The organism is Algiphilus sp., assembly GCF_023145115.1.
Classification (GTDB): Bacteria; Pseudomonadota; Gammaproteobacteria; order Nevskiales; family Nevskiaceae; genus Algiphilus.
Genome location: NZ_JAGLEJ010000004.1, coordinates 1 through 21,092 on the forward strand (window position 1 = coordinate 1; position 21,092 = coordinate 21,092).

19 protein-coding genes, 1 tRNA gene and 1 pseudogene are annotated in these 21,092 nt (G+C 71.5%); 9 read left to right on the forward strand and 12 right to left on the reverse strand.

The genetic code is table 11. The features are described from left to right. Window positions 1-1,279: acetolactate synthase large subunit (locus KAH28_RS01150; RefSeq protein ID WP_290573966.1), on the forward strand; the 1,279-nt coding region annotated here is incomplete at its 5' end. 85 nt (window positions 1,280-1,364) lie between these two features. Next, the gene (locus tag KAH28_RS01155) at window positions 1,365-2,792 is read left to right on the forward strand and encodes an aldehyde dehydrogenase family protein (protein ID WP_290573967.1); all 1,428 of its coding nucleotides are present in this window, start codon (window positions 1,365-1,367) and stop codon (window positions 2,790-2,792) included. 34 nt (window positions 2,793-2,826) lie between these two features. Here KAH28_RS01155 and KAH28_RS01160 read toward each other — a convergent pair whose 3' ends face one another. Both KAH28_RS01160 and KAH28_RS01165 read right to left on the reverse strand, forming a co-directional pair. After that, window positions 2,827-3,243, reverse strand: coding sequence for a hypothetical protein (locus tag KAH28_RS01160; RefSeq protein WP_290573968.1), 417 nt, complete (start codon window positions 3,241-3,243; stop codon window positions 2,827-2,829). Window positions 3,244-3,275: 32 nt separating this feature from the next. Then, entirely contained in the window at window positions 3,276-3,476 is a 201-nt protein-coding gene (locus KAH28_RS01165) for a hypothetical protein (protein WP_290573969.1), read from the reverse strand. A 220-nt stretch (window positions 3,477-3,696) separates the two neighbouring features. On the opposite strand from KAH28_RS01165, the gene KAH28_RS01170 reads away from it, so the two are divergent. Further along, the gene (locus KAH28_RS01170; protein ID WP_290573970.1) at window positions 3,697-4,488 is read left to right on the forward strand and encodes a PhzF family phenazine biosynthesis protein; all 792 of its coding nucleotides are present in this window, start codon (window positions 3,697-3,699) and stop codon (window positions 4,486-4,488) included. A 3-nt stretch (window positions 4,489-4,491) separates the two neighbouring features. Here the strand turns inward: KAH28_RS01170 and KAH28_RS01175 are convergent, their stop codons facing one another. Together KAH28_RS01175 and KAH28_RS01180 are read right to left on the reverse strand one after the other, a co-directional pair. Next, entirely contained in the window at window positions 4,492-4,953 is a 462-nt protein-coding gene (locus tag KAH28_RS01175) for an HIT family protein (RefSeq protein ID WP_290573971.1), read from the reverse strand. A 10-nt stretch (window positions 4,954-4,963) separates the two neighbouring features. After that, window positions 4,964-5,251 carry a hypothetical protein gene (locus tag KAH28_RS01180; RefSeq protein WP_290573972.1) on the reverse strand — a complete coding sequence of 96 codons (288 nt, stop codon included), beginning with the start codon at window positions 5,249-5,251 and terminating at the stop codon, window positions 4,964-4,966. Window positions 5,252-5,325: 74 nt separating this feature from the next. Here KAH28_RS01180 and KAH28_RS01185 point away from each other — a divergent pair, with 74 nt between their 5' ends. Then, entirely contained in the window at window positions 5,326-5,511 is a 186-nt protein-coding gene (locus tag KAH28_RS01185; RefSeq protein ID WP_290573973.1) for a DUF4169 family protein, read from the forward strand. On the opposite strand, the gene KAH28_RS01190 is transcribed toward KAH28_RS01185, so the two are convergent. Continuing rightward, window positions 5,508-7,271, reverse strand: a complete 1,764-nt coding sequence (locus KAH28_RS01190; RefSeq protein ID WP_290573974.1) for an alkyl sulfatase dimerization domain-containing protein — start codon at window positions 7,269-7,271, stop codon at window positions 5,508-5,510. The two genes, KAH28_RS01185 and KAH28_RS01190, sit on opposite strands and share 4 nt — an antisense overlap. A gap of 113 nt (window positions 7,272-7,384) precedes the next feature. Here KAH28_RS01190 and KAH28_RS01195 point away from each other — a divergent pair. Further along, window positions 7,385-8,251 (forward strand): annotated as a pseudogene (locus KAH28_RS01195) (IS481 family transposase). On the opposite strand, the gene KAH28_RS01200 reads toward KAH28_RS01195, so the two are convergent. Further along, window positions 8,248-9,522, reverse strand: a complete 1,275-nt coding sequence (locus KAH28_RS01200) for an AarF/UbiB family protein (RefSeq protein ID WP_290573975.1) — start codon at window positions 9,520-9,522, stop codon at window positions 8,248-8,250. The pseudogene KAH28_RS01195 and the gene KAH28_RS01200 sit on opposite strands and share 4 nt — an antisense overlap. 352 nt (window positions 9,523-9,874) lie before the next feature. Here KAH28_RS01200 and KAH28_RS01205 point away from each other — a divergent pair, with 352 nt between their 5' ends. Beyond that, on the forward strand, window positions 9,875-10,453 hold the full coding sequence (locus KAH28_RS01205; RefSeq protein WP_290573976.1) for a thermonuclease family protein: 579 nt from the start codon (window positions 9,875-9,877) through the stop codon (window positions 10,451-10,453). Window positions 10,454-10,675: 222 nt separating this feature from the next. Here KAH28_RS01205 and KAH28_RS01210 read toward each other — a convergent pair whose 3' ends face one another. The 4 genes from KAH28_RS01210 to rplM all read right to left on the reverse strand — a co-directional run bounded on the left by KAH28_RS01210 (window position 10,676) and on the right by rplM (window position 12,624). Then, window positions 10,676-11,566 carry a recombination-associated protein RdgC gene (locus tag KAH28_RS01210; RefSeq protein ID WP_290573977.1) on the reverse strand — a complete coding sequence of 297 codons (891 nt, stop codon included), beginning with the start codon at window positions 11,564-11,566 and terminating at the stop codon, window positions 10,676-10,678. A 79-nt stretch (window positions 11,567-11,645) separates the two neighbouring features. Further along, a tRNA-Gln gene (locus KAH28_RS01215) sits at window positions 11,646-11,719 on the reverse strand. Between the two features lie 65 nt (window positions 11,720-11,784). Next, entirely contained in the window at window positions 11,785-12,180 is a 396-nt protein-coding gene (gene rpsI, locus KAH28_RS01220; RefSeq protein ID WP_290573978.1) for a 30S ribosomal protein S9, read from the reverse strand. 15 nt (window positions 12,181-12,195) lie between these two features. Further along, complete coding sequence (gene rplM / locus KAH28_RS01225; RefSeq protein WP_290573979.1) at window positions 12,196-12,624, reverse strand: 50S ribosomal protein L13; 429 nt, start codon at window positions 12,622-12,624, stop codon at window positions 12,196-12,198. Window positions 12,625-12,801: 177 nt separating this feature from the next. Here rplM and KAH28_RS01230 point away from each other — a divergent pair, with 177 nt between their 5' ends. Then, window positions 12,802-13,383 (forward strand): glycine zipper 2TM domain-containing protein, encoded by a 582-nt coding sequence (locus KAH28_RS01230; RefSeq protein WP_290573980.1) that lies wholly within the window; start codon window positions 12,802-12,804, stop codon window positions 13,381-13,383. 219 nt (window positions 13,384-13,602) lie between these two features. Here the strand turns inward: KAH28_RS01230 and KAH28_RS01235 are convergent, their stop codons facing one another. Next, a complete protein-coding gene (locus tag KAH28_RS01235) occupies window positions 13,603-14,154 on the reverse strand; it encodes an NUDIX hydrolase (protein WP_290573981.1) in 552 nt (183 codons plus the stop codon). Further along, window positions 14,151-14,966, reverse strand: a complete 816-nt coding sequence (gene rlmJ / locus KAH28_RS01240) for a 23S rRNA (adenine(2030)-N(6))-methyltransferase RlmJ (RefSeq protein ID WP_290573982.1) — start codon at window positions 14,964-14,966, stop codon at window positions 14,151-14,153. The genes KAH28_RS01235 and rlmJ overlap by 4 nt, the downstream gene beginning before the upstream one ends. 57 nt (window positions 14,967-15,023) lie before the next feature. On the opposite strand from rlmJ, the gene KAH28_RS01245 reads away from it, so the two are divergent. Beyond that, a complete protein-coding gene (locus KAH28_RS01245; RefSeq protein ID WP_290573983.1) occupies window positions 15,024-17,738 on the forward strand; it encodes a PD-(D/E)XK nuclease family protein in 2,715 nt (904 codons plus the stop codon). Then, entirely contained in the window at window positions 17,735-21,091 is a 3,357-nt protein-coding gene (locus tag KAH28_RS01250) for an exodeoxyribonuclease V subunit beta (RefSeq protein WP_290573984.1), read from the forward strand. The genes KAH28_RS01245 and KAH28_RS01250 overlap by 4 nt, the downstream gene beginning before the upstream one ends. The last annotated feature ends 1 nt before the right edge of the window (window position 21,092 follow it).

Here is a 21,092-nt window from a genome sequence, read left to right on the forward strand (position 1 = left end):
CCGGCAGATCGTCAGCGGCGCCAGCATTCCGGCGCGCGTGCGCGAGGCCTTCCGCCTGGCCGACGAGGAGCGCCCCGGCGCCACCCACCTGGAGCTGCCCGAGGACATCGCCGCCGAGGATGTCGATGAGCTGCCCATCCCGGCCAGCGAGGTGCGCCGTCCCATCGCCGAGCACAAGGCGGTGGAGCGCGCGGTGACCGTGCTGCGCGCGGCGCGTCACCCGCTGCTGGTGATCGGCGCCGGCGCCAACCGCAAGCGCTGCGCGCGCATGCTGCGCGCCTTCGTCGACCGTCAGGGCATCCCCTTCATCACCACGCAGATGGGCAAGGGCGTGGTCGACGAGAACCATCCGCTGTGCCTGGGCAACGCCGCCGTCTCCGACGGCGACTTCCCGCACCGGGCCATCGAGCAGGCCGACTGCATCGTCAACGTCGGCCACGATGTCATCGAGAAGCCGCCCTTCGTCATGAAGAGCGGCGCGCGCAAGGTGCTGCACATCAACTACCGCTCGGCCGAGGTCGATCCGGTCTACTTCCCGCACGTCGAGATCGTCGGCGACATCGCCAACGCCCTGTGGCAGCTCAACGAGACGCTGGAGCCGCAACCCGGCTGGGACTTCACCTTCATGCGCAAGGTGTGCGACGCCATGCACGCGCATCAGCAGGAAGGCGCCAACGATCCCGCCTTCCCGGTCACGCCGCAGCGGCTGGTCGCGGACGTGCGCAAGGTGATGCCCGAGGACGGGATCATCGCGCTCGACAACGGCATCTACAAGATCTGGTTCGCGCGCAACTACCGCGCCGCGCATCCCAACAGCGTGCTGCTGGACAACGCGCTCGCCACCATGGGTGCGGGGTTGCCGTCGGCAATGGCGGCCAAGCTGGTGCACCCCGACAAGCGCGTCATGGCGATCTGCGGCGACGGCGGCTTCATGATGAATTCGCAGGAGCTGGAGACCGCGGTGCGTCTGGGGCTCGATCTGGTGGTCGTGGTGCTGAACGATTCGGCCTACGGGATGATCAAGTGGAAGCAGCAGCACATGGGGCTGCAGGACTTCGGGCTCGATTTCGCCAACCCGGATTTCGTGACCTACGCCAGGAGCTACGGCGCGCAGGGCCACCGCCTCGAGGCGACCGGGGATCTGGTTGCATTGCTGGAGCGCTGTCTTTCCGCGGGCGGCGTGCATCTGGTCGACGTCCCGGTGGACTATCGCGACAACGGGCGCATTCTCAACCACGAGATCCCCGGGGCCAGCCGCGCGCTGCAGGCAGACGGCTGATCGCATCGCGGCGCTTGCCTACACTGGCCGGCGACGGCGCGCGCCCCCCGCACGCCATCCGCACCCACCCCGACCGGAGCTCTCCATGCTGGCAGAACGCTACCCCTTCTATCTGGCCAACAAGCCCGAGCAGCCCAACGCCGACCTGAAGGTGCGCGACAAATACCGGGGCACGGTCGCCACGCGCGTGGCACTGGCGGACGCGGCCGCCATCGATCGCGCCATCGCGGCGGCCGAAGCGGCCGCCGCGGACATGCGCGCCATGCCGCCCTACGAGCGCCAGAAGGTCCTGAACCACTGCGTGACGCGCTTCACCGAGCGCGCCGAGGAGCTTGCGCAGGCGCTCTGCATCGAGGCCGGCAAGCCCATCAAGGACAGCCGCGGCGAGGTCACCCGCCTCATCGACACCTTCCGCATGGCGGCGGAGGAGTCGGTGCGCATCGAGGGCACGGTGATGAATCTGGAGACCGGCGCCCGCAGCAAGGGCTATCGCGGCCAGTACCGGCGCGTGCCGATCGGCGCCTGCTCGTTCATCTCGCCGTTCAACTTCCCGCTCAACCTCGCCGCGCACAAGGTCGCCCCCGCGATCGCGGCGGGCTGCCCCTTCGTGCTCAAGCCGGCGAGCCTGACGCCGATCGGCGCACTGGTCATCGGCGAAGTGCTGGCCGAGACCGATCTGCCGGCGGGCGCCTTCTCCATCCTGCCCTGCAAGCGCGACGGCGCCGACCTCTTCACCACCGACGAGCGCCTCAAGCTGCTGTCCTTCACCGGCTCGCCGGATGTCGGCTGGGCGCTCAAGGCAAAGGCCGGCAAGAAGAAGGTCGTGCTCGAGCTCGGCGGCAACGCCGCCGTGCTGGTGGACAGCGACGCCGATATCGACGACGCGGTCGCCCGCATCGTCTTCGGCGCCTTCTACCAGTCCGGCCAGAGCTGCATCGGCGTGCAGCGCATCCTGGTGCACGCCGACGTCTACGACACCTTCCGCGACAAGCTGGTGGCGGCCACCGGCAAGCTGATCAGCGGCGACCCCGCCGACGAGAACACCTTCGTCGGGCCGCTCATCGCCGAGTCGGAGGCCGAGCGCCTCACCGACTGGATCGGCAAGGCGGTCGACGCCGGCGGCAGGGTCCTGTGCGGCGGCGGCCGCGACGGCGCCATCCTCGAACCGACCCTGCTCGAGAACGTGCCGCGCGACCAGGCGATCTGCACCGAGGAAGCCTTCGGTCCGGTCGCGGTGCTGTCGCGCTTCGACGACTTCTCCGGCGCGCTGGACGTGATCAACGACAGCGCCTTCGGCCTGCAGGCCGGCATCTTCACGCGCGATCTCTACCGCATGCTCGAGGCCTGGGATCGGCTCGAGGTGGGCGGCGTCGTCATCGGCGATGTCCCGTCGTGGCGCGCCGACAACATGCCCTACGGCGGCGTCAAGGACAGCGGCCTCGGGCGCGAGGGCGTGCGCTTCGCCATCGAGGACATGACCGAGATCCGCAACCTGGTCATCCGCGTCCCCTGAGGACCGGACGGCCGCGTGACCACGGCAGCCGCCGTCAGGACTCAGGCGGTGGCCGCCAGCGGATGGCGACCTCGCGGATGCCCCACTCGCGCACGGCGCGCCGGTCGTCGCCCATGAAGAGATCGATCTTGCGGCGCCAGCGGGCATGCATCTTGTCCATGACCACCCAGGTGCCGGGCAGCCCCTCGATGCGCACCTGCGAGCCGCGGACGAGGCCTTCGCGCAGCAGATCGCGCGACACCGCGATGACCTGCATCCCGGGCTCAAGGCGGTCGCCCCAGGCGGCCAGATCCGGGTCGACGGCCGTGGTCTGCCCCGGTACCGCGTTGTAGGCGCTGGCGGTCACCGTCATCTCGCGCCAGTCGGGCTCGCCGCAGGCGGCCAGCGCCGGCAGCAATAGCCACAACGGCCACGCCGGGGGCCATGGACACCACGACATGCGATCACTCATGCACGGTCGCTCCGCGAGCGCTCCCGCCCGCCTCAACCATGGCGCGCAAAATGGCGAATCCGCGCAATGCCGCCCCAGACCGCGAGCATCGCGGCCATGCCGAGCATGACCCCGGTATCCGGGAGCGCGTCGGTGAACAGCGACGCCGGGGCCAGCAGGACGAGCACGAGCGCGACCCCCAGCCGGCTATCACCGGGCTTCGGTTCGGGCAGCTCAGCCCCGGCCTTGGGCATCCGGGGCCCTCCTCCGGCAGTCGGACCGGAGCCGGCTCGCAACCCGCCGGCGCGCGGCGGATCGTCGACCCGATGCAAGCCCCGTGATCAACGATGCCCCGCTCGAATGCATCGCACATGTCCGCGTCGGATCCTTGCGCGAGCGTGCGCGCCCCGCACGAGCGATTCAACCCGGCAGCCGACGGGCGCATAATCGGCGCCGATCCGGCGGGAGCATCGCATGCAGCTCAGACAGTTCCAGGTCGACGCCTTCACCAACCGCCTGTTCGGCGGCAACCCGGCGGCGGTCGTGCCGCTGACGGAATGGCTCGACGACGCCACGCTGCAGGCCGTGGCGATGGAGAACCAGCTTTCCGAAACCGCCTTCTTCGTGGCGGAGGGCGACGGCTACCGGCTGCGCTGGTTCACGCCCACCCGCGAAGTCGATCTGTGCGGCCACGCCACGCTGGCATCGGCGCACGTGCTCTATGCGCATCTCGATCGCGATGACCCGGAAGTGCGCTTCCACACCCGGAGCGGGGTCCTGACCGTGCGTCCGGACGGCCGCGAGCTCTGGATGGACTTCCCGGCCGCCCCCGCCGAAACCGCCACCGCGCCGCCCGCGCTGGTATCGGGGCTGGGCAGCGCACCGAGCGCGGTACTGGCCGCGGACGACTGGCTGGCTGTCTTCGAGGACGCCGACGGCGTGCGCGCACTGGCGCCGGACATGGCGCAGCTGGCGACGCTGGATCGACGCGGCGTCATCGTCACCGCACCCGGCGATGGCGACAGCGATTTCGTCAGCCGCTTCTTCGCACCGCGCTACGGCATTCCCGAGGATCCCGTCACCGGCTCGGCGCACTGCACGCTCGCGCCCTACTGGGCGGAGCGCCTCGGCCGGGACACGCTGCGCGCACGCCAGATATCGGCGCGCGGCGGCGAGGTCGCGTGCCGGGTCGCCGACGGACGCGTCCGCATCGGCGGCCGGGCGGTGACCTTTCTCGACGGGCGCATCACGCTGCCCGACGCCTGACCGTCAGCCCGGCCGGGGCGCCGCCAGCGCCGCCGCGATCGCCGCGGCATCGGCGTCGAGCCGCCGGCGACGCGCGGGCGACTCGCGGGTGGGCAGCGCCAGCGTCGTGATGTGCCAGGCGATGCGCACCAGTGCGCGCGCGTGGTCCCGACCGTAGCGCGGGATGACGTGCACGTGGACATGCGGCACGGTCTGGCTGGCGGCACGGCCGTCGTTGAGCAGCATGTGCTGCGCGCGGCTGCCCAGCGCGCGCTGCTGCGCCTGACCGACGCGGTGCGCGGTCTCCCAGAGATGCGCGCGCAGTTCCGGGCCCAGTTCGCCGATGGTCTCGGCCGGCTGCCGCGGCACCACCAGCACGTGCCCGCGCGTGATCGGATGGATGTCCATGAAGGCGACGCAGTCGGCATCGCGATGGACGAAGCTGGCCGGCAGGTCGCCGGCAATGATGTGTTCGAAGATGGTCACCGGGCACTCTTCATCTGTGCACTTCAGATTCGAGATCCACCACCCGCCCGTCGCGCATGCGGATGACCAGCGAGCGGTCGTTGTGCGGATCGTCGACGTGGTACCAGGTCCAGCGCTCGCCGACCGCCCCGCCCGCGCGCGCCTCCAGCGTGACGATGCGATCCGGCGGACCGGCGACCCGCACGACATGCGCCTCGCTGTCGCCCACCTGGATGATGCGCTTGTCGATGCGTACGCTCTGCGCCGAGGCGCCGCCGGCCATGGCCCAGGCCAGCAGCATCGCCAGAATGAATCGCATGCTCTCCGCTTCTCCGCGAACCCGTTCCGGCATAGTGTAGGCGGCATCGTGCCGCATCATCGTCCGATCAACCCGTGAGCAGGATCGTCAACCTCCGTCAGCATCGCAAGCGCCGCGCACGCGACGACAAGCGCGAGCAGGCCGAGCACAACCGCCTGCGCAGCGGCCGCACCAAGGCCGAGAAGCAACGCGCCGCGGACGAGCGCGAGGCCGGGGCGAAACACCTCGATCAGCACCGCCTGGATCGCGACGACGTCTAGTCGACCGCGGCCAGCGGCGCGGGCTCCGGCGCCGCGCGCACCGGTTCGAAGTGCTTGAGGAAACGCGCGAAGGCGACGCGCCCGCCCTCGACGAAGGTCATGTCCTTTGCGATGGCCAGCGCCGGGTTGACCTGTCCGCCCAGCATCTTCTTCCACGCCAGCGAATCCACCTCGACCAGCAGGTCGCGTTCGTCGAGCAGCGCCGGAACCGGCTCCAGGACGCCGCGGCGCAGCCACAGGGTCCACGCATCGCCGGTATCGGGAAAACGCAGTGCCACGCGCTGCTCGACGTCGAGCACGTCCTCGGCGCGCAGATTGGTGGCGAGCGCGTCCATGACCACCGCCATGGGGAGCTGCGCGATCATGGCGTCGGATCCGCTGTTGATCGGAGCCAGTCGCAGCCCGTCGCGCAGCTCGGCGGCCGACATCAGGTAGTAGTGCCGGGCGTTGGGATTGGCCGCCGCCTCGCCCAATGCGGTCAGCGCGGCCACCCGTGCCGCGCGTGCGGCCGCATCGTCCGGATCCAGGCGCAGCACATGGTCGGAAAGCTCCAGCACCCACTGGTGATCGCCGTCTGCAGCGGCCGTGTCCAGCGCGCCCTTCAGCGCGTCGCGGCCGCCCGCCAGCCGCGCCATGCGCTCGGCCTCTGCGCGTGGCGCCAGCGGCCGCAACCGGCTCGGATTGCGGTCGAACCAGCCAAGATTGCCCGCGAACACGGCGCGCACCGACCACTCGACGGTGCCGTAGAACGGTTGAAGATAAGGCTCCGATGCCAGATGCGGCGGCAACTGCACGCGCTCGACGATCTCGTCGGGTGTCAGCCCGGCGTTCATCCAGCGCACGGTCTGGTCGTAGACGTAGCGGATGGCGTCGCGGTAGGCGGTCAGCACGCGCGCGATCTCGTCGGCGCCGTGCAGCGGCCGGGTGTGACTGGGCGCAACGTGCTCGGCGCCGAGCGCGCGCATGGCGTCGAGGCTCGCCGCCCAGTCCTTGAGTGAACGGTAGGGCGTGCCGCGGATGGTGTAGAGATTCGGGAAGGTCTTGTACAGATTGTCGCCGGGTGCCAGCACCCTGCGATCGGGCAGCCAGACGTAGAGCTGGTCGTCGGTCTCGCCGGGCGCATGGGCGATCTCCATGCGCACGCCGGCGATCTCGAGCGTGGTGCGCTCGGCCACGGTACGGGTGGGCGCCACGAACCCGAAGCGCGACTCCGCATCGATGCCGAGCCGCGGGCCGATGCCGTTGTTGACGAAGGCGGCGTCGTCGAGCGCGGTGCCGAACATGCGGAAGGAACGCGCCGTGATGATGGGCCGGTACTCCGACACGATGCGGTTGACCAGCTTCTCGGTGTCGGCGTGGCCGATGATCTCTACGGGCACACCCTGCACGCCGAGCACGTCCACGAAGGCCTGGGCACCGAAGACGTGATCGGTGTGGTTGTGCGTATAGACGATGGCGCGCAGCGGCTTGTCGGTGCGCTCGGCAAAGGCGCGCGCCACCTCGCGCCCCTCCTCCATCGTCTCCATGGTGTCGATGACGATGACACCGTCGTCTCCCTCGATCAGCACCGAGTTGGCCAGGCCGTACCCGATGGCGATCCAGACGCCGTCGGTGATCTGTTCGATGCCGCGTTCGAACTCGGCGCTGTGCGCAGACAGCGCCTCCGGCGTGGTGATCCGCTCGAAGCGCGGTGTCGCGTCGTCGCCGCATGCGCCCAGCACGAGCGCCGCCCCCATCGCCGCCAGCAAGCGTGCTTTCATATCCTCCCCTCCCCTGAACCGCTCTAGTTGTGATCTCTCAACAGGTTGTTCATCCGGGCCACTGGCCCGACGCTGATGGGGGTCAATGTCCGTCAGCGTCAGGAACAACCCGGATGAACACGCACAAGAATGCGCGTCTGACCGTTCGCGGTCGAGCCCTGTTGGCACGTCGCATCCTCGAGTACGGCCTTCGACCGGTCGAAGCCGCCCGGGCGGCAGGCGTGAGCCCCCGTACCGCGTACAAGTGGCTGCGTCGGGATCGGGAGGACGGGTGGTCCGGGCTGCTGGAACGCAGCTCACGGCAGCGGCATTGCCCGCGTCGCCTGCCCGAGGCCACCCGACGCGAATCGAGGCCATGCGGCGCGAGCGCCGCATCTATCGGGCGATCAGCATGGCGGTCGGGGTGCCGGTTGGCACGCTGGCCCGCGTCCTCCGGCGCGCTGGACTGAACCGGCTGTCGGCACTTGATCCCGCGCCGCCGGTCACGCGCTACGAGCACGATGCGCCCGGCGACCTGCTGCATATCGATATCAAGAAGCTCGGCCGGTTCCGGGGCCCGGGGCATCGCGTGACCAGCGATCGCCAGGCAGGACACTCGTATCGGGCGGGCTGGGACTATGTGCATATCGCCATCGACGATCACAGCCGTGCGAGCTGGGCGACGATCAAACCGGACGAAACCGGCGCCAGCACCTGGCGCGCCCTGATTGCAGCCGTGCGCTACTACCGCCGCCTGGGCATCCGACACGCACGAAAGCCTGTCGACCGCGCGCCAACGGCCGAGCCGAGCGGCTGATCCAGACTGCGTTACGCGAGCGGGCCTATGCCCGCGCCACACACACTACGACCGACGCGCAACGCATCTGCCGTACTGGCTACATCACTACAACTGGCACCGCCCTCATGCCAGCTTGAACCATCAACCACCCGTCAGCCGGCTCTGCCTGCCCATGAACAACCTGCCGGGGTTACACAGCTAGCAGGCGCCCTTGCGCGCTACCGCGTGCAGCAGTGCGCGCATGCGCACGCGCGCGCCCAGGCTGCGCTCCAGCCAGTACATCCCGGACAGCGTGCGCGACACGAAGACCAGCTCCGGAACGGGCCGGTAGGAGAACGCCGAGCGGAAGTGACGGCGGCCCACCGCACGGGCCGCATCGATGATGGCGCCGTCGCCGAAGTCGAAGGTCGGTCCGGCGAGCAGCGGCGCGGTCACGGCGGCGTGCACATCGCGGAACAGCGCCTCGTCGGCCGCGGCGAGCGCCCGCCCGGCGGGGACCGCCCCGACCGCCTGCAGCACATGATGAACGCCGGCCCAGTCGCCATCGAGACCTGCCGCCAGACCGGCCGCCATGTGGCGGCGCGCCTCCGCGCGCACGGCAACCGCACAACCGAAGTCGTAGACCGTGATGGTGCCGTCGCGGTGGAATCCGAAGTTGCCGGGATGCGGATCGGCGTGCACGAAGCCGATATCGAAGACCTGCGCCACCACCCAGCGCGCCAGATGATCACCCAGGCGGTCGCGCTCGGCCTGCGACCACCCGCGCGCCGTCTCGAGATCGTCGGCGGCCTCCCAGGTGGTGACCAGCGTCGACTCGGTGCACAGATCCGGTATCGACTCCGGCATGCGGATGAACGGGTACCGGCAGCCCACGCGCAGTCGTTCCAGGCTCGCGCGCTCGTGGCGGTAGTCGGTCTCCTCGACGAAGCGCGTCCGGATCTCGGCGAGCACGGCATCCAGGGCCCGGCCGTCGACCGGCGCGATGCGCGCCATGCGGAACAGGCGACCGAGAGCGGCGACATCCTCGTCGATGGCGGTGCGGACTTCCGGATAGCGCAGCTTGAGCGCGACCAGCCGGCCGTCGTCCAGGCGCGCGCGATGCACCTGCCCGATCGACGCCGCCGCCGCGGCCGGCTCCTCGATCGCCACCAGGCGGGCACGCTGCGCCGGCGTCCATGCCTCCGCCATCACCGCTTCCAGGTCGGCGAGCGGTCGCGGCGGCGCCGTCCGCTGGAGCCTGCGCAGGGCATCGGCCAGCTCGCGCGGCAGCAGGTCGTCGTACTGCGAGGCGAGCTGACCGAGCTTCATGGCGGCGCCCTTCATCTCGGACAGCATCGCGAACCAGTCCTCGCCGGTGGCGGCCCAGAACCGGTTTCGCGCCTCCGGGTCGCGCCAGGCGCGCACGCTGGCGCCGAGTGATCGCCCGACCGTGCGCGCACCGGCCCACAACAGTCGTCGCGAACGACCGCTCATGGAAAGCCCGTACCCGTCGTGCATGACATGAGGCGCATGCCGGCAGGATAGCGCCCCGATCGCACCGGGCGACTCGTGCCAGCGCTTGTAGAAGGCCCCGGCGCACAAAAAAGGCCCCGATCGGTGATCGGGGCCAGCTGGCCGGCTTGGCTCGGGGTTGGGGGAGAGCGCTGGATCGGGGGGATCGCGCTGGAGCCGGCCACAGGGAGACTTCGAGGGGTACGTTACGCGCTGCCGTCGGCACTGGCGCACCAAAGGCGACAGGCGGTTCACCTTGGAGGATGGGCGGGATGCGCGGTACCGCGCGCCGGACATGCGGCAGCAGCACGACATGCGGGCTATCATTCGGCGCGTGAAATACCGACCCATCCAGCTCCGGCTCGTCACTCTGGCCGTCATCGCGCTGGGCGCGAGCGGCTGCGCCACCTTCGGCGAGGATCGCCCCAAACCGGCCAAGACCACCGGCCCGCCCGACCGCTCCAGCTGGTTCCTGCCGGCCGACCAGTCGCCGCCCGAGCCCACCGAGACCATCGCCGGACGCGCCGGAGTCCTCAGCGGCGACACGCTCGAGGTCGACGACGCGGTCGTCGTCCTCTCCGGCATCGATGCACCCGAGCCTGCGCAGCTCTGCCGGCGCGAGTCGGGCCTGCCCTACCGCTGCGGCGAGGACATGACCGCCCTGCTGGAGCAGCGCCTGCAACGCGACCGCGTGACCTGCGAGGTGGCACTGCTCGAATCGGGCGTCTATACCGGCGTCTGCAGACACTACGGCGCCAATCTCAACGAGTGGATGGTCCGCCAGGGCTATGCCGTAGCGAACAACGTCGACTCACCTTATGTCGACATCGAACGCGAAGCAGCGCTCGCCGGGCGCGGTCTATGGGCCGGCATCTTCGAACGGCCGTCGGACTGGCGCGAGCGCAACGACTGAGCCCCGCACTCCGGGACCGAAAGCAGAAAGAAGGGGACAGTATACTAATTCTCGGGAGAATTAGTATACTGTCCCCTGCCATGTCCCCCTGCCGTCTGTCTCCTTCCGTCTCTCGGCCGTGCTGTGGTCCCCGCGGCGTCGGTAGCGGGTCGCCCCCGCGGGAATCCGGTTACTGCCCCCGATTCCCTTGTCCGTGTGCCGTACGCGCATCCCGCAGAGGCGTCACTCCGCGCCCGCGTTCAGCACCCGTCGCAGATCATCGATCATCGGACCGAGCGTGCTGCACATCAGCATGAAATCGGCCGCGAACGCGGCGTCCGGGTCGGAATCGGCCTCACTGTCGGACGCCGACTCCTCGACCTGGACACGCTTGACCTGCATCTGATCGTCGAGCGTGAAGCGTAGCTGGTCGCGCCAGGACAGGCGAAGGCGCTGCACGAACTTGCCGGCGGACAGGTGGGTGCGGATCTCGGGCAGGTCGAGGCTGTGGCGGGCGTAGCGCACCGCCGGTCGCTGCGCCTGCGGGCTCACCAGCTCGCATTCGTCGTCCAGCGCGAAGGGCTCGGGGGCCTCGCCGGAAGCCAGCCACTGCGTCATCTGCGCGCCCACGGAAGGCTCGCAGCCGAGCGGCGCGAAACCGTTGCCCTCGACGGTTCTGCCGAGCAGCGCCAGCAATGATTCGGCGGTCCCGACGCTCGCCGCATCGATCGCCAGCAGGCCGCGTTCCGGATCGATCCACGCCCGTGTCACCTTGCGCTGCCCGAAGGCGCGCGGCAGCAGCTCGGTGGTCACCTGTTCCTTGAGCTCGCGCAGATGCTTGCGCGACGGCGCGAAGCCCTTGACCTGCTCGAAGGTCTGCGCGCGTGACGCCACCTGGTCACGGATCACCGGCCCCGGCAGCAGCTTCTTCTCTTCGCCGTACGCGAACAGGAGCTGGCGGTCCTGGCCGAAGACGAGCTGCGCGTCGCCCCGCGGCGACAGCCAGCCCTCGGAGCTCCACTGCAGACCGGATACCGGCTGCAGCGTGCTCGCCTGCAGTCGCTCCTCGAATTCCGCCGCGTTCAGTGTCCAGCGGTTGTCGCTGACGAAGAGCTGGAGATTCTTGAACCACATCGTGGAAGCCCGTCCCGACGGAGGACGCGGCCGCATGCCGCGCACATGACGAGGCCCGCGCGCGGCGGGCCTCCGGAGATGGCTGGGGGACTAGGATTCGAACCTAGACTGGCGGAGTCAGAGTCCGCTGTCCTACCGTTAGACGATCCCCCAGCAGGACACAAAAACCTACCAGAGCGCGACGCCGATGCAAAGACCGGCCCCGCACTCCGGGGGCATCAGCGCTTGCTGAACTGGATGCTGCGACGCGCCTTGTGCTTGCCGACCTTCTTGCGCTCCACCGCACGGGGGTCGCGCGTGATGTAGCCGGCGGCACGCAGCGGCGACTTCATCTCCGGATCATAGTCGGCGAGTGCACGGGCAATGCCGTGACGGATGGCACCGGCCTGGCCGCTGGGACCACCGCCGGACACCGTGATGGTGAAATCGAAGCGATCGAGCGACTCCACGGTCTCGAGCGGCTGACGCACGATCATGCGCGAGGTCTCGCGACCGCCGAAGTAGTCCTCCAGCGACTTGCCGTTGACCGTGATGCTGCCGGTGCCCGGCTTCAGGAAGACGCGTGCGGCGGCCGTCTTGCGGCGGCCCGTTCCGTAGTTCTGCGTGGCGCTCATATCGGGAAGATCGCTTTAGAGAGTGACGGCAGCGGGCTGCTGCGCGGTATGCGGATGCTCGGCGCCAGCGTAGACCTTGAGCTTGCCGAACTGCGCGTAACCCAGCGGACCGCGCGGCAGCATGCCGCGAACCGCCTTCTGAATGACGCGCTCGGGATGGTCGGCGAGCTGATCGCTCAGCGTCGTCGACTTGATGCCGCCCGGATACCCGGTGTGGCGATAGTAGATCTTGTCGCTCATCTTCTTGCCGGTCACGCGCACTTTCTCGGCGTTGACGACCACGACGTAGTCGCCCACATCGGCGTGCGGCGTGAACTCGGGCTTGTGCTTGCCGCGCAGCCGGCGTGCAATCTCGCTGGCGAGGCGGCCAAGCGTCTGGCCCTCGGCGTCGATGATCACCCAGTCGCGCTTGGCGTTCTGGGCATTGGCAAAGAAGGTGCTCATTTGGATATCCGTCAAAAAGCCGCCGCGAAACGCGGCTTGTCCAGCCCGGAAAAGGCGCGAGATGATAGAGGCTGAGCCCCGCACTTGCAAGCGCGGGGGACCGTCCGGCGGCTCATCGCCCGTTCAGCCCGCGCCTGCATGATACCGGCCATAAAACTTCGTGTGAGGAGTCACGCCATGCCCCGTCTGATCGTACCCACGCTCCTGCTTTCCTCCCTGTTCGCGCTGGGGGCCTGCACCGGCGAGGCCCTGGAATCGGATCCGGTCTCGGCCGAGGAGCAGGCCGCGGAGGCCGCGGGCGACAGCGGCAAGCCGTCCGGTGAGGACGCCGGCGCGGCGACCGGGCCGGCTCCCGCGCAGACGAGCAGCGCCCAGCCCGCCGCCGCGCGACCCGCGCCGGCGCGTCCGGCTCCGGAACCGGTGTGTGATACCTGCGGGACGGTCGCCGGCGTAGAGCCGCTCGAGGTTCGCGGCAAGGGTTTGGGGGCCGGCGCGGTCGGCGGCGCCGTCGCGGGCGGCGTGCTCGGCCACCAGATCGGCAGTGGCAGCGGCAACAAGATCGCCACCGTGGTCGGCGCGCTGGCAGGCGGCTACGCCGGACACAAGGCCGAGGAACGCATCCGCACCCAGACCGCCTATCGCGTCACGGTGCGCATGGACAACGGCGGCACGCGCACCTTCGAGATGTCGGACGCTTCACACCTGAGCCCGGGTCAGAAGGTCACCGTGCACGGCGACCAGGTGGTCGTGCGCAACTAGCGATGCCCCGGGGTGGCCACGCGCCACTCCGGGAGCGGCATGAGGGACAGCGTGCTTATTGCAGGCGCTAACGGCTCATCCGTGACGCCCTATTGACGCAACGAGCATACTGTCCCCTTGCCATGCCGCTCCGCCTCCCGCGTGAGGAGGCGCGAGCGCAACGTTGTCCCGGAGCCGGGGTTGCTGTCCCTTCTGCTGGTTCAGCCCCCTGCTCCGCCGTCAATCCACCGCCGCGATATCGGCGTCGCCGAGGCGGCCCGCGAAGAACAGGCCGGCGTAGACCTTGGGCTCGACGGCAAGCCCTCTCGCAGCGGCATCCGACAGCCACGCGGGCGCATCGTCGAGCGGCACCACGTGCGTGACGATGTCCTCGCCGGCGACACCGCCGCCAGCCCCGACACGCGCCAGCCCGGTCGCCAGCACCATGTGCGTGCGCTCGGAGGTCAGCCCCGGCGCGGTGGGCCCCGACATGAGCAGCGCGATACGCGCTGCCCGGAAGCCGGTTTCCTCCTCGAGCTCGCGCGCCGCCGCGGTCTCCGGGGTTTCGCCGGTACCGTCGTCGGCGACGATGCCGGCCGGCAGCTCGATGGCCCGAGCCCCCACCGGATGCCGGAACTGCTCCACGAACACGATCTCGCGCGCCGGCGTCACGGCCACCACCGCGGCACCGCCGTTGCCGACCGTCCGGCTCGCGTATTCCCAGCGCCCGTCGCGCAGCAGCTCGAGAAAGCGGCCCCGGCCGAGGCTCTCGATGGCGGGCTTTTCCGTCATGGTTCCATCCATTCCAGTCGGTGGGTGGCGCGCGGATCGCGCGCCAGGATCCCGGCCATCCAGGCCAGGGGTTCGGCAAGCTGCGTGTCGAGCCCGTAGGGCGGATTGACCAGCGCAACGCCGCAGGCGTGCATGCGGCCGGCGCCGGCCGCCCCGTGGTCGACCATGGCATGCCACAGCGGCCGATCGAAGGCGCGCGCGACGCGCCGCAGCATGCGGTCGGCCTCGACCGCGTTCTTGCGTGCGTACCAGAGCATGTGCACGGCATGCCTGTAGCGATCGGCGCAGCGCCCCAGCAGATCGGCGACGGCGCGGAACTCGTCGGGCCGCTCGAAGGGCGGGTCGACTAGAACGAGGCCGCGCGCGTGGCGTGGAGGCAGCAGCGCATCGGCGCGATAGCCGTCGCGGCGCTGCACGGTGGCGCGCGCGCCGCAGCAGTCGGCCAGTGCGTCGGCGATGGGCGCCTGCGACTCGACCAGCAGCAGCTGATCGTCGGGCCGCGCCATCTGCATCGCAAGCCAGGGAGAGCCGGGATAGCAGCCGTCACCGGCGGCGTCCACCACCTGCAGGAAGGCACGCACGGCCTCGGGCGCACGGTCGGCGGCCGCGCGCAGGCGCCCGATGCCGTCGCGCCACTCGCCGGTGCTGTCCGCCGCCGCCGAGTTCAGCGCGTAGCGCCCGGCACCGGCGTGGGTATCAACGTAGGACCAGGGCCTGGCCTTCCGATTCATCGCCGTCAGCGTGGCGTGCAGAACGCAGTGCTTCCAGACGTCGGCGAAGTTTCCGGCGTGATAGGCGTGCCGATAGTGCATGGCGGCATGATACGGCGGCGGGCGCAGAGGCCCATGGTTTGACCTACCCTTCGGCTCATGCAGGGCATCTCGCGCCAAGCGCTGTTCACCGCCTGGAAATCGGCCCCCGCCGACGCGCCCGTGCTGTGCGCCACGCGGCGGCTGGCGGACGACCTCGTGCGCGACTACGCCCGCCAGCGGCATGGCGAGGGCGCCACCGCATGGCGCGCGCCGGACTGCCGCCACTGGCGCGCCTGGCTGACCGACCGCTACGCCGAGCACGCCCTGGCCGAGGCGCGCGCCGGCCGCACGGCGCCACGCCTGCTGAGCGATGCCGAAGCGCGCACGCTGTGGCGCGCGGTGGTGGAGGACGCCACCCGCAACCGCCCGCTGCTGCAGACGCCCGGCATGAGCCGCCTCGCCGCGGAAGCCTGGCAGAGCGCCCACGACTACGACATCACCCTGCCGCTGCGCCTTGCCGACGACGAGGATGCCAGCGCCTTCGACGCCTGGACCCGGACCTTCCGCGACCGCCTGCACGCCCTGGGCGCCGTCACCGGCGCCGAGCTGCCCGCCCTGCTGGCCGAAAGCGTGCGCGCCGGCACGCTCGCGGTTCCGGGACGGCTGGTGATCGCTGCGCTCGACCGCACCACCCCGGCCCAGCAGGCCCTGCTCGACACGCTGGCCGAGGCCGGCAGCCGGCTGGAACGCCTGACGCCGGACGAGCCGGTCACGCCCGCCATCAGCCACCAACCGTGCCGCGACCCGGGCGCCGAGCTCGACGTCACCGCGCGCGCCATCCGCGAGCACGCCCTGCGCGCACCGGATGCACGCATCGGCGTGGTGGTGCCCGATCTGGGCGGCCGCCTGGATGCGCTGCGCCGTCGCTTCGACGCCGTGCTCTGCCCGTGGCTTCGCCCCGAGGACGACCCGGCGCGACGCCCCTATGCCGTCAGTCAGGGAGACGCGCTGGCCGTGCAGCCGGTGGTGGCCACCGCCCTGGCATGGCTGGACTGGGCCTGTTCGCCCGGCGGTGTCGCCATCGAGGATGCGTGCCGCTGCCTGCGGTCGCCGTACTGGCTCGGCGCCGAGCATCCCGCCTGGCTGGCAGGCGCCGAGCACACCCTGCGCGATCGCGGATTCGAACGCGTGACACCCGCCACCGCCGCCCGCGCGCTGGAGTACGCCGAGGCGCCGGTGGCGCTGAGCGCGCCGCTGCGGGGGCTCGTGCCCGACCGCGAGCAGGCCCCGCCTTCCGTCTGGTCGCAGCGCTTCGCGGCGTTGCTCGATGCGCTGCACTGGCCCGGCGTCCTCGACAGCGCCGAGTTCCAGGCCCAACGTGCCTGGAACGAGGCCCTCGGCGACTTCGCCCGCACCGATGCCGTCAGCGGCCGCATCAGCGCGCGCGCGGCGCTGTCCCGCCTGCGCGATCAGCTCAACGACCAGCCGTTCCAGCCGCAGGGCGGCGACACCCGCATCCAGGTGATGGGCCTGCTGGAAGCTGCCGGCCAGCACTTCGACACCCTCCATGTGCTGGGCATGGACGAGACCGCCTGGCCGCCCGGGGCGCGCCCGGTCGCGCTCATCCCGGAAACCGTGCAGCGCGCCGCCGGCGTGCCGCAGGCCAGCGCCGACGGCCAGCTGGCCCGGGCCCGGGCCATCACCGGCGAGCTGCTGCAGTCCGCGCCCGACATCGTGCTGAGCTGGGCCACCACCATCGACGAGCAGCCCGCGCGCCTGTCGCCGCTGCTGCCCGCGCCGGGTGCCCCCGCCGAGCCGGCCGCATCCGCGCACCCGCCGGCCTGGCAGGCCCAGCGCCCGGCCACCGAAGGCTGGCAGGACGCGCGCGCGCAGCCGCCGCCACCGGGCACGGCGCTGCGCGGCGGCGAGCGCCGCCTCGGCGAGCACGCCGAATGCCCGTTCCGCGCGCTGGCGCATCACGCGCTCGCCGCCGATGCGCCGGCCGAGCCCGAGCCGGCGCCGGACGCCCGTGAGCGCGGCGTGCTGGCGCACGAGATCATGGCCGCGATCTGGCGGCGACTGGGCGACAGCACCGCCCTGGGCAGGCTCGACGCCGCCGCCCAGCGCGACCTGGTGGGCGAATGCGTCGATGCCTGCCTCGACGAGCGACGCCAGCGCGCACCGCACCGCTTCAGCGACGGCGTGGTCGCGGTCGAATCCGTGCGCATGCAGCGCCACGCCAATGCGCTGCTGGACGCGGACCGGGCGCGCGCGCCCTTCCATGTCGAATGGCTGGAGGGCGCCGACATCGACAGCGACGCCCGGCGGCGCGACCACGAGCTCACCGTGCACGGCGTGCCGCTGCGCGTGCGTCCGGACCGCGTCGACCTCGTGCCCGGGTTCGGGCGCGTCGTCATCGACTACAAGACCGGCCGCGCCGCGTCCGCGGTCGGCAACACGCTGTCCTCTCCGCAGCTCGCGGTCTACGCCGAGCTGGTCGCGGACTGCGTGGGCGTCGCCTACGCCGTGCTCCGTGCCGGCGATACCGGCTATGCCGGCCTCATCGACAACGACAGCGTCGACGCGCTGCCCGCGCTCACGCCGGTGGAGAAGCTGCGCCGGCCGGCCGCCGATGTCCTCGACGACAAGGACTGGCCGGCCGTGCGCCGGTTGTGGGATGCCCAGCTCGCCGCCACCGCCGCCGGCCTGCGCGCCGGCGATGCGCGCGTGGCGCCGCTGGCCGGCGTCTGCCGGCGCTGCGATCTGCAGCCGCTGTGCCGGATCCACGCCCGCGACCGGCTGGCCACCGCCGACGACGGGGACGCGGCATGAACGCGACCACCGACAGCGCCCACCCCGACGCCCGGGCGCGCGAAGCCGCGCTCGACACCGCGCGCAGCTTCATCGTCCAGGCACCGGCCGGCTCCGGCAAGACCGAGCTGCTGACCCAGCGCGTGCTGGCGCTGCTGGCGCAGGTGGATGCCCCCGAGCACGTGGTCGCGATGACCTTCACGCGCAAGGCCGCCGCCGAGATGCGCCGCCGCATCCTCGGCGAGCTGCAGAGCGAGCGGCCACCCGGGAACTGCGACACCGACCACGAACGCCGCACGCGCACGCTGGCGATGGCGGCCCGCGCGCGCGCCGCCGCGTGCGGCTGGGAGCCGTCCACGGCGGGCAATCGCCTGCGCGTGACCACCATCGACGGCTTCTGCGGGATGCTGGTGCGCAAGGCGCCCTGGCTGTCCGCCGCCGGGGGCATGCCCCAGCTGCTCGACGACGCCCGGCCGATCCACCGCGAGGCCGCGCGCCGGGTCGTCGCGCAGCGCGACGAGAGCGGCCCCCTGGGCCGCGCGCTGCGCGCCACCCTCGATCACGTCGACGGCGATGCCGGCCGGCTCGCGGACATGCTGGCGCAGCTGCTCGGGCGCCGCGACGCCTGGCGCGGACTGCTGTCCGCCGACACCGGCGCCATGCGCAGCGCACTGGAGGACGCGCTTGCCACCCTGTGCGCGGACACCATGGCCCGCGCCACCGCCGCACTGCGCGCCGACCAGCGCGATGCCTGGTGGGCCTCGGCGTGCAGCGCCGCCGAGGCGCTGCCCGACGACGATGCGCTGCACGCGGCAGTGGCCATAGGCCATCTGCCGACCGATCCCGCCGAATGCGGGCACTGGCCGCGGCTGTGCGCACTGCTGCTGAAGCAGGACGGACGGAATCTCCGTCTGACCGTCAACAAGAACGACGGCTTCCCCCCCGAGGCGCGCGAGGCCAAGGCCGTGCACACGGCCCTGCTGCAGGACCTCGCCGCCACGCCGGACGCCGAGGCCGCCATCGCCGAGCTGGCGACGCTGGTGGCGCCGCGCTACGACGACGCGCAGTGGCAGGTGCTGGAGGCGCTGCTGATCATCTTCCGGCACGCCCTCGCCGAGCTGTCACTGTGCTTCAGCGAGCAGGGCGCCGCCGATCACACCGAGATCACGCTGCGCGCGCTCGACGCCCTCGGCAACCCGGAGCAGCCCAGCCCGCTCCTCCTGCGCATGGATCAGCGCATCCAGCACCTGCTGGTCGACGAGTTCCAGGACACCTCCGACGTGCAGATGCGCCTGCTGGAGCGGCTCACCGCCGGCTGGGCGCCCGGCGACGGGCGCAGCCTGTTCCTGGTGGGCGACCCCATGCAGAGCATCTACCGCTTCCGCAACGCCAACGTCGGGCTCTTCCTGCAGGCGCGCGACCACGGTGTCGGAGCGCTGCCGCTGGAAGCGCTGAGGCTGTCGCGCAACTTCCGCTCGCAGGCGGGTGTCGTCGACTGGGTGAACACGCGCTTCCCGGCCGTGCTCGGCGGCGAGGACGCCCAGCGCGGCGCGGTGGCCTACGAGGCTTCCGAGGCCACGCGCCCGGCCCTGGACGACGGCGCGGCGGTGCAGTGGCACCTGTGCGATCCGCAGGCGGAGGCGCAGCGCATCGCCGCGCTGTGCGGGTCGGTGCCGCCCGGCGAGACCCTCGCCATCCTCGTCCGCAGCCGCGGGCACCTGCGGCACATCCTGCCCGCGCTGTCCGCCGCCGGCGTGGCCGCCCAGGCGGTCGACATCGATCCGCTGGCCGAGCGCCCCGTGGTCGAGGACCTGCTGTCCATCACCCGCGCGCTCAACAATCCCGCGGACCGCATCGCCTGGCTCGCGGTGCTGCGCGGGCCGTGCTGCGGCCTGCCGGTACCGGCGCTGCAGGCGCTGTGCGACGCGGCGACGCCCGGCAATCCCCTCTGGCCGGTGATCGATGGCGCCGATGCCGACCGCGTGATGCTGGACGCCGACAGCCGGCACCGGCTCGGCCGCATCCGGCCGATCCTCCGCGCCGCCATGCGCCAGCGCGGACGCCGACCGCTGGCGGCGCTGGTGGAACGCTGCTGGCGCGACCTGGGCGGCCCCGCCTGCGCGCTCGAAGCCGACGACCTCGACCACGCCGAGGCGCTGCTCGAGGCGCTGGCGGCTGCGTGCGACAGCGCCACCGCCATCGCACCCGAGACACTGCGCCACGCGCTGGACGGCCTCTACGCGGCCGGCGCGCCCGGCGCCGAGTGCCGCGTGCAGATCATGACCATGCACAAGGCCAAGGGTCTGCAGTTCGACCACGTCGTGCTGCCCGGCCTGCACCGCCCGCCGAACAGCGGCGCGCGACCGGCGCTGGTGCAGAGCAGCGTGCTGACCGCCGACCACGAGCAGCCGCTGCTCGCGCCGCTGCCGCGACGCGACGCCGACCGCGACGCGCTGTTCGCGCTGCTGCACAAGGGCGTCGAGGCGGCCCGCGACCGCGCCGAGACCGATCGCCTGCTCTACGTGGCCGCCACCCGGGCCATCCGTCACCTGCACTTGTTCGCGCACGTCGAGCGCAACGCCAGGGGCGACATCAAGACCGGCAACGGCCTGCTGTCGCGCCTGTGGCCCGGCGTGGCCGACGAGGTGGCGATGCACCTCCGGGAGGCCGAGGCGGCAGAGGCGCCCGACACCGAGGCCGCACCCGCCGAAACCGTCGAGCCACCGCTGTACCGCCTGCCCGCCGACTGGGCATCGCCGGCCGATACCGGCGGCCTGCCGCCCGCGGCGGCGCCCCGCATCACGCCGGAATCGCTGCCGCCCTTCGACTGGGCCGGCGAGCGCGCCCGCGTGCTCGGGACGCTCTACCACCTCGTGGTCGAGCGCATCGCCACCGAAGGACTCCCGGCGTGGGATGCCGCACCGCTCGAAGCGCACCGCGACTGGCTGTCCGCGCAGGCGCACGCCTGGGGCTTGGACGACGGCACGGCCACCGACGTGGTCGCGCAGGTGCTGCGCGCCGCCGACAACACGCTCAACGACGAGCAGGGCCGCTGGCTGCTGCAGGAGCATCCCGGCGGCGCCGACTGCGAGCTGGCCATGGACACCATCGCCGACGGCATCTTCCGGCGCCAGCGCATCGATCGCACCTTCGTCGACGCGGACGGCACGCGCTGGATCGTCGACTACAAGACCGGCCACCACGAGGGCGGCGACCTCGACGGCTTCATCGCCGCCGAGATCGCGCGCTACCGCCCCCAGCTCGCCGCCTACGCCGCGCTGTTCGCGGACGAGGGCCGGCCCGTGCGACTGGCGCTGTACCTGCCGCTGCTGCCGGCCGGGCGGCGACTGGTGCCGGTCACGCCGGACGCGTGAC

Excerpts from the sequence above, each read along its gene's own strand:
- KAH28_RS01155 (WP_290573967.1), top strand. The coding sequence starts at position 1,365 with ATGCTGGCAGAACGCTACCCCTTCTATCTGGCCAACAAGCCCGAGCAG.
- KAH28_RS01160 (WP_290573968.1), bottom strand. The coding sequence starts at position 3,243 with ATGAGTGATCGCATGTCGTGGTGTCCATGGCCCCCGGCGTGGCCGTTG.
- KAH28_RS01165 (WP_290573969.1), bottom strand. The coding sequence starts at position 3,476 with ATGCCCAAGGCCGGGGCTGAGCTGCCCGAACCGAAGCCCGGTGATAGC.
- KAH28_RS01170 (WP_290573970.1), top strand. The coding sequence starts at position 3,697 with ATGCAGCTCAGACAGTTCCAGGTCGACGCCTTCACCAACCGCCTGTTC.
- KAH28_RS01180 (WP_290573972.1), bottom strand. The coding sequence starts at position 5,251 with ATGCGATTCATTCTGGCGATGCTGCTGGCCTGGGCCATGGCCGGCGGC.
- KAH28_RS01190 (WP_290573974.1), bottom strand. The coding sequence starts at position 7,271 with ATGAAAGCACGCTTGCTGGCGGCGATGGGGGCGGCGCTCGTGCTGGGC.
- KAH28_RS01200 (WP_290573975.1), bottom strand. The coding sequence starts at position 9,522 with ATGAGCGGTCGTTCGCGACGACTGTTGTGGGCCGGTGCGCGCACGGTC.
- KAH28_RS01210 (WP_290573977.1), bottom strand. The coding sequence starts at position 11,566 with ATGTGGTTCAAGAATCTCCAGCTCTTCGTCAGCGACAACCGCTGGACA.
- rpsI (WP_290573978.1), bottom strand. The coding sequence starts at position 12,180 with ATGAGCGCCACGCAGAACTACGGAACGGGCCGCCGCAAGACGGCCGCC.
- rplM (WP_290573979.1), bottom strand. The coding sequence starts at position 12,624 with ATGAGCACCTTCTTTGCCAATGCCCAGAACGCCAAGCGCGACTGGGTG.
- KAH28_RS01230 (WP_290573980.1), top strand. The coding sequence starts at position 12,802 with ATGCCCCGTCTGATCGTACCCACGCTCCTGCTTTCCTCCCTGTTCGCG.
- KAH28_RS01235 (WP_290573981.1), bottom strand. The coding sequence starts at position 14,154 with ATGACGGAAAAGCCCGCCATCGAGAGCCTCGGCCGGGGCCGCTTTCTC.
- rlmJ (WP_290573982.1), bottom strand. The coding sequence starts at position 14,966 with ATGCACTATCGGCACGCCTATCACGCCGGAAACTTCGCCGACGTCTGG.
- KAH28_RS01245 (WP_290573983.1), top strand. The coding sequence starts at position 15,024 with ATGCAGGGCATCTCGCGCCAAGCGCTGTTCACCGCCTGGAAATCGGCC.
- KAH28_RS01250 (WP_290573984.1), top strand. The coding sequence starts at position 17,735 with ATGAACGCGACCACCGACAGCGCCCACCCCGACGCCCGGGCGCGCGAA.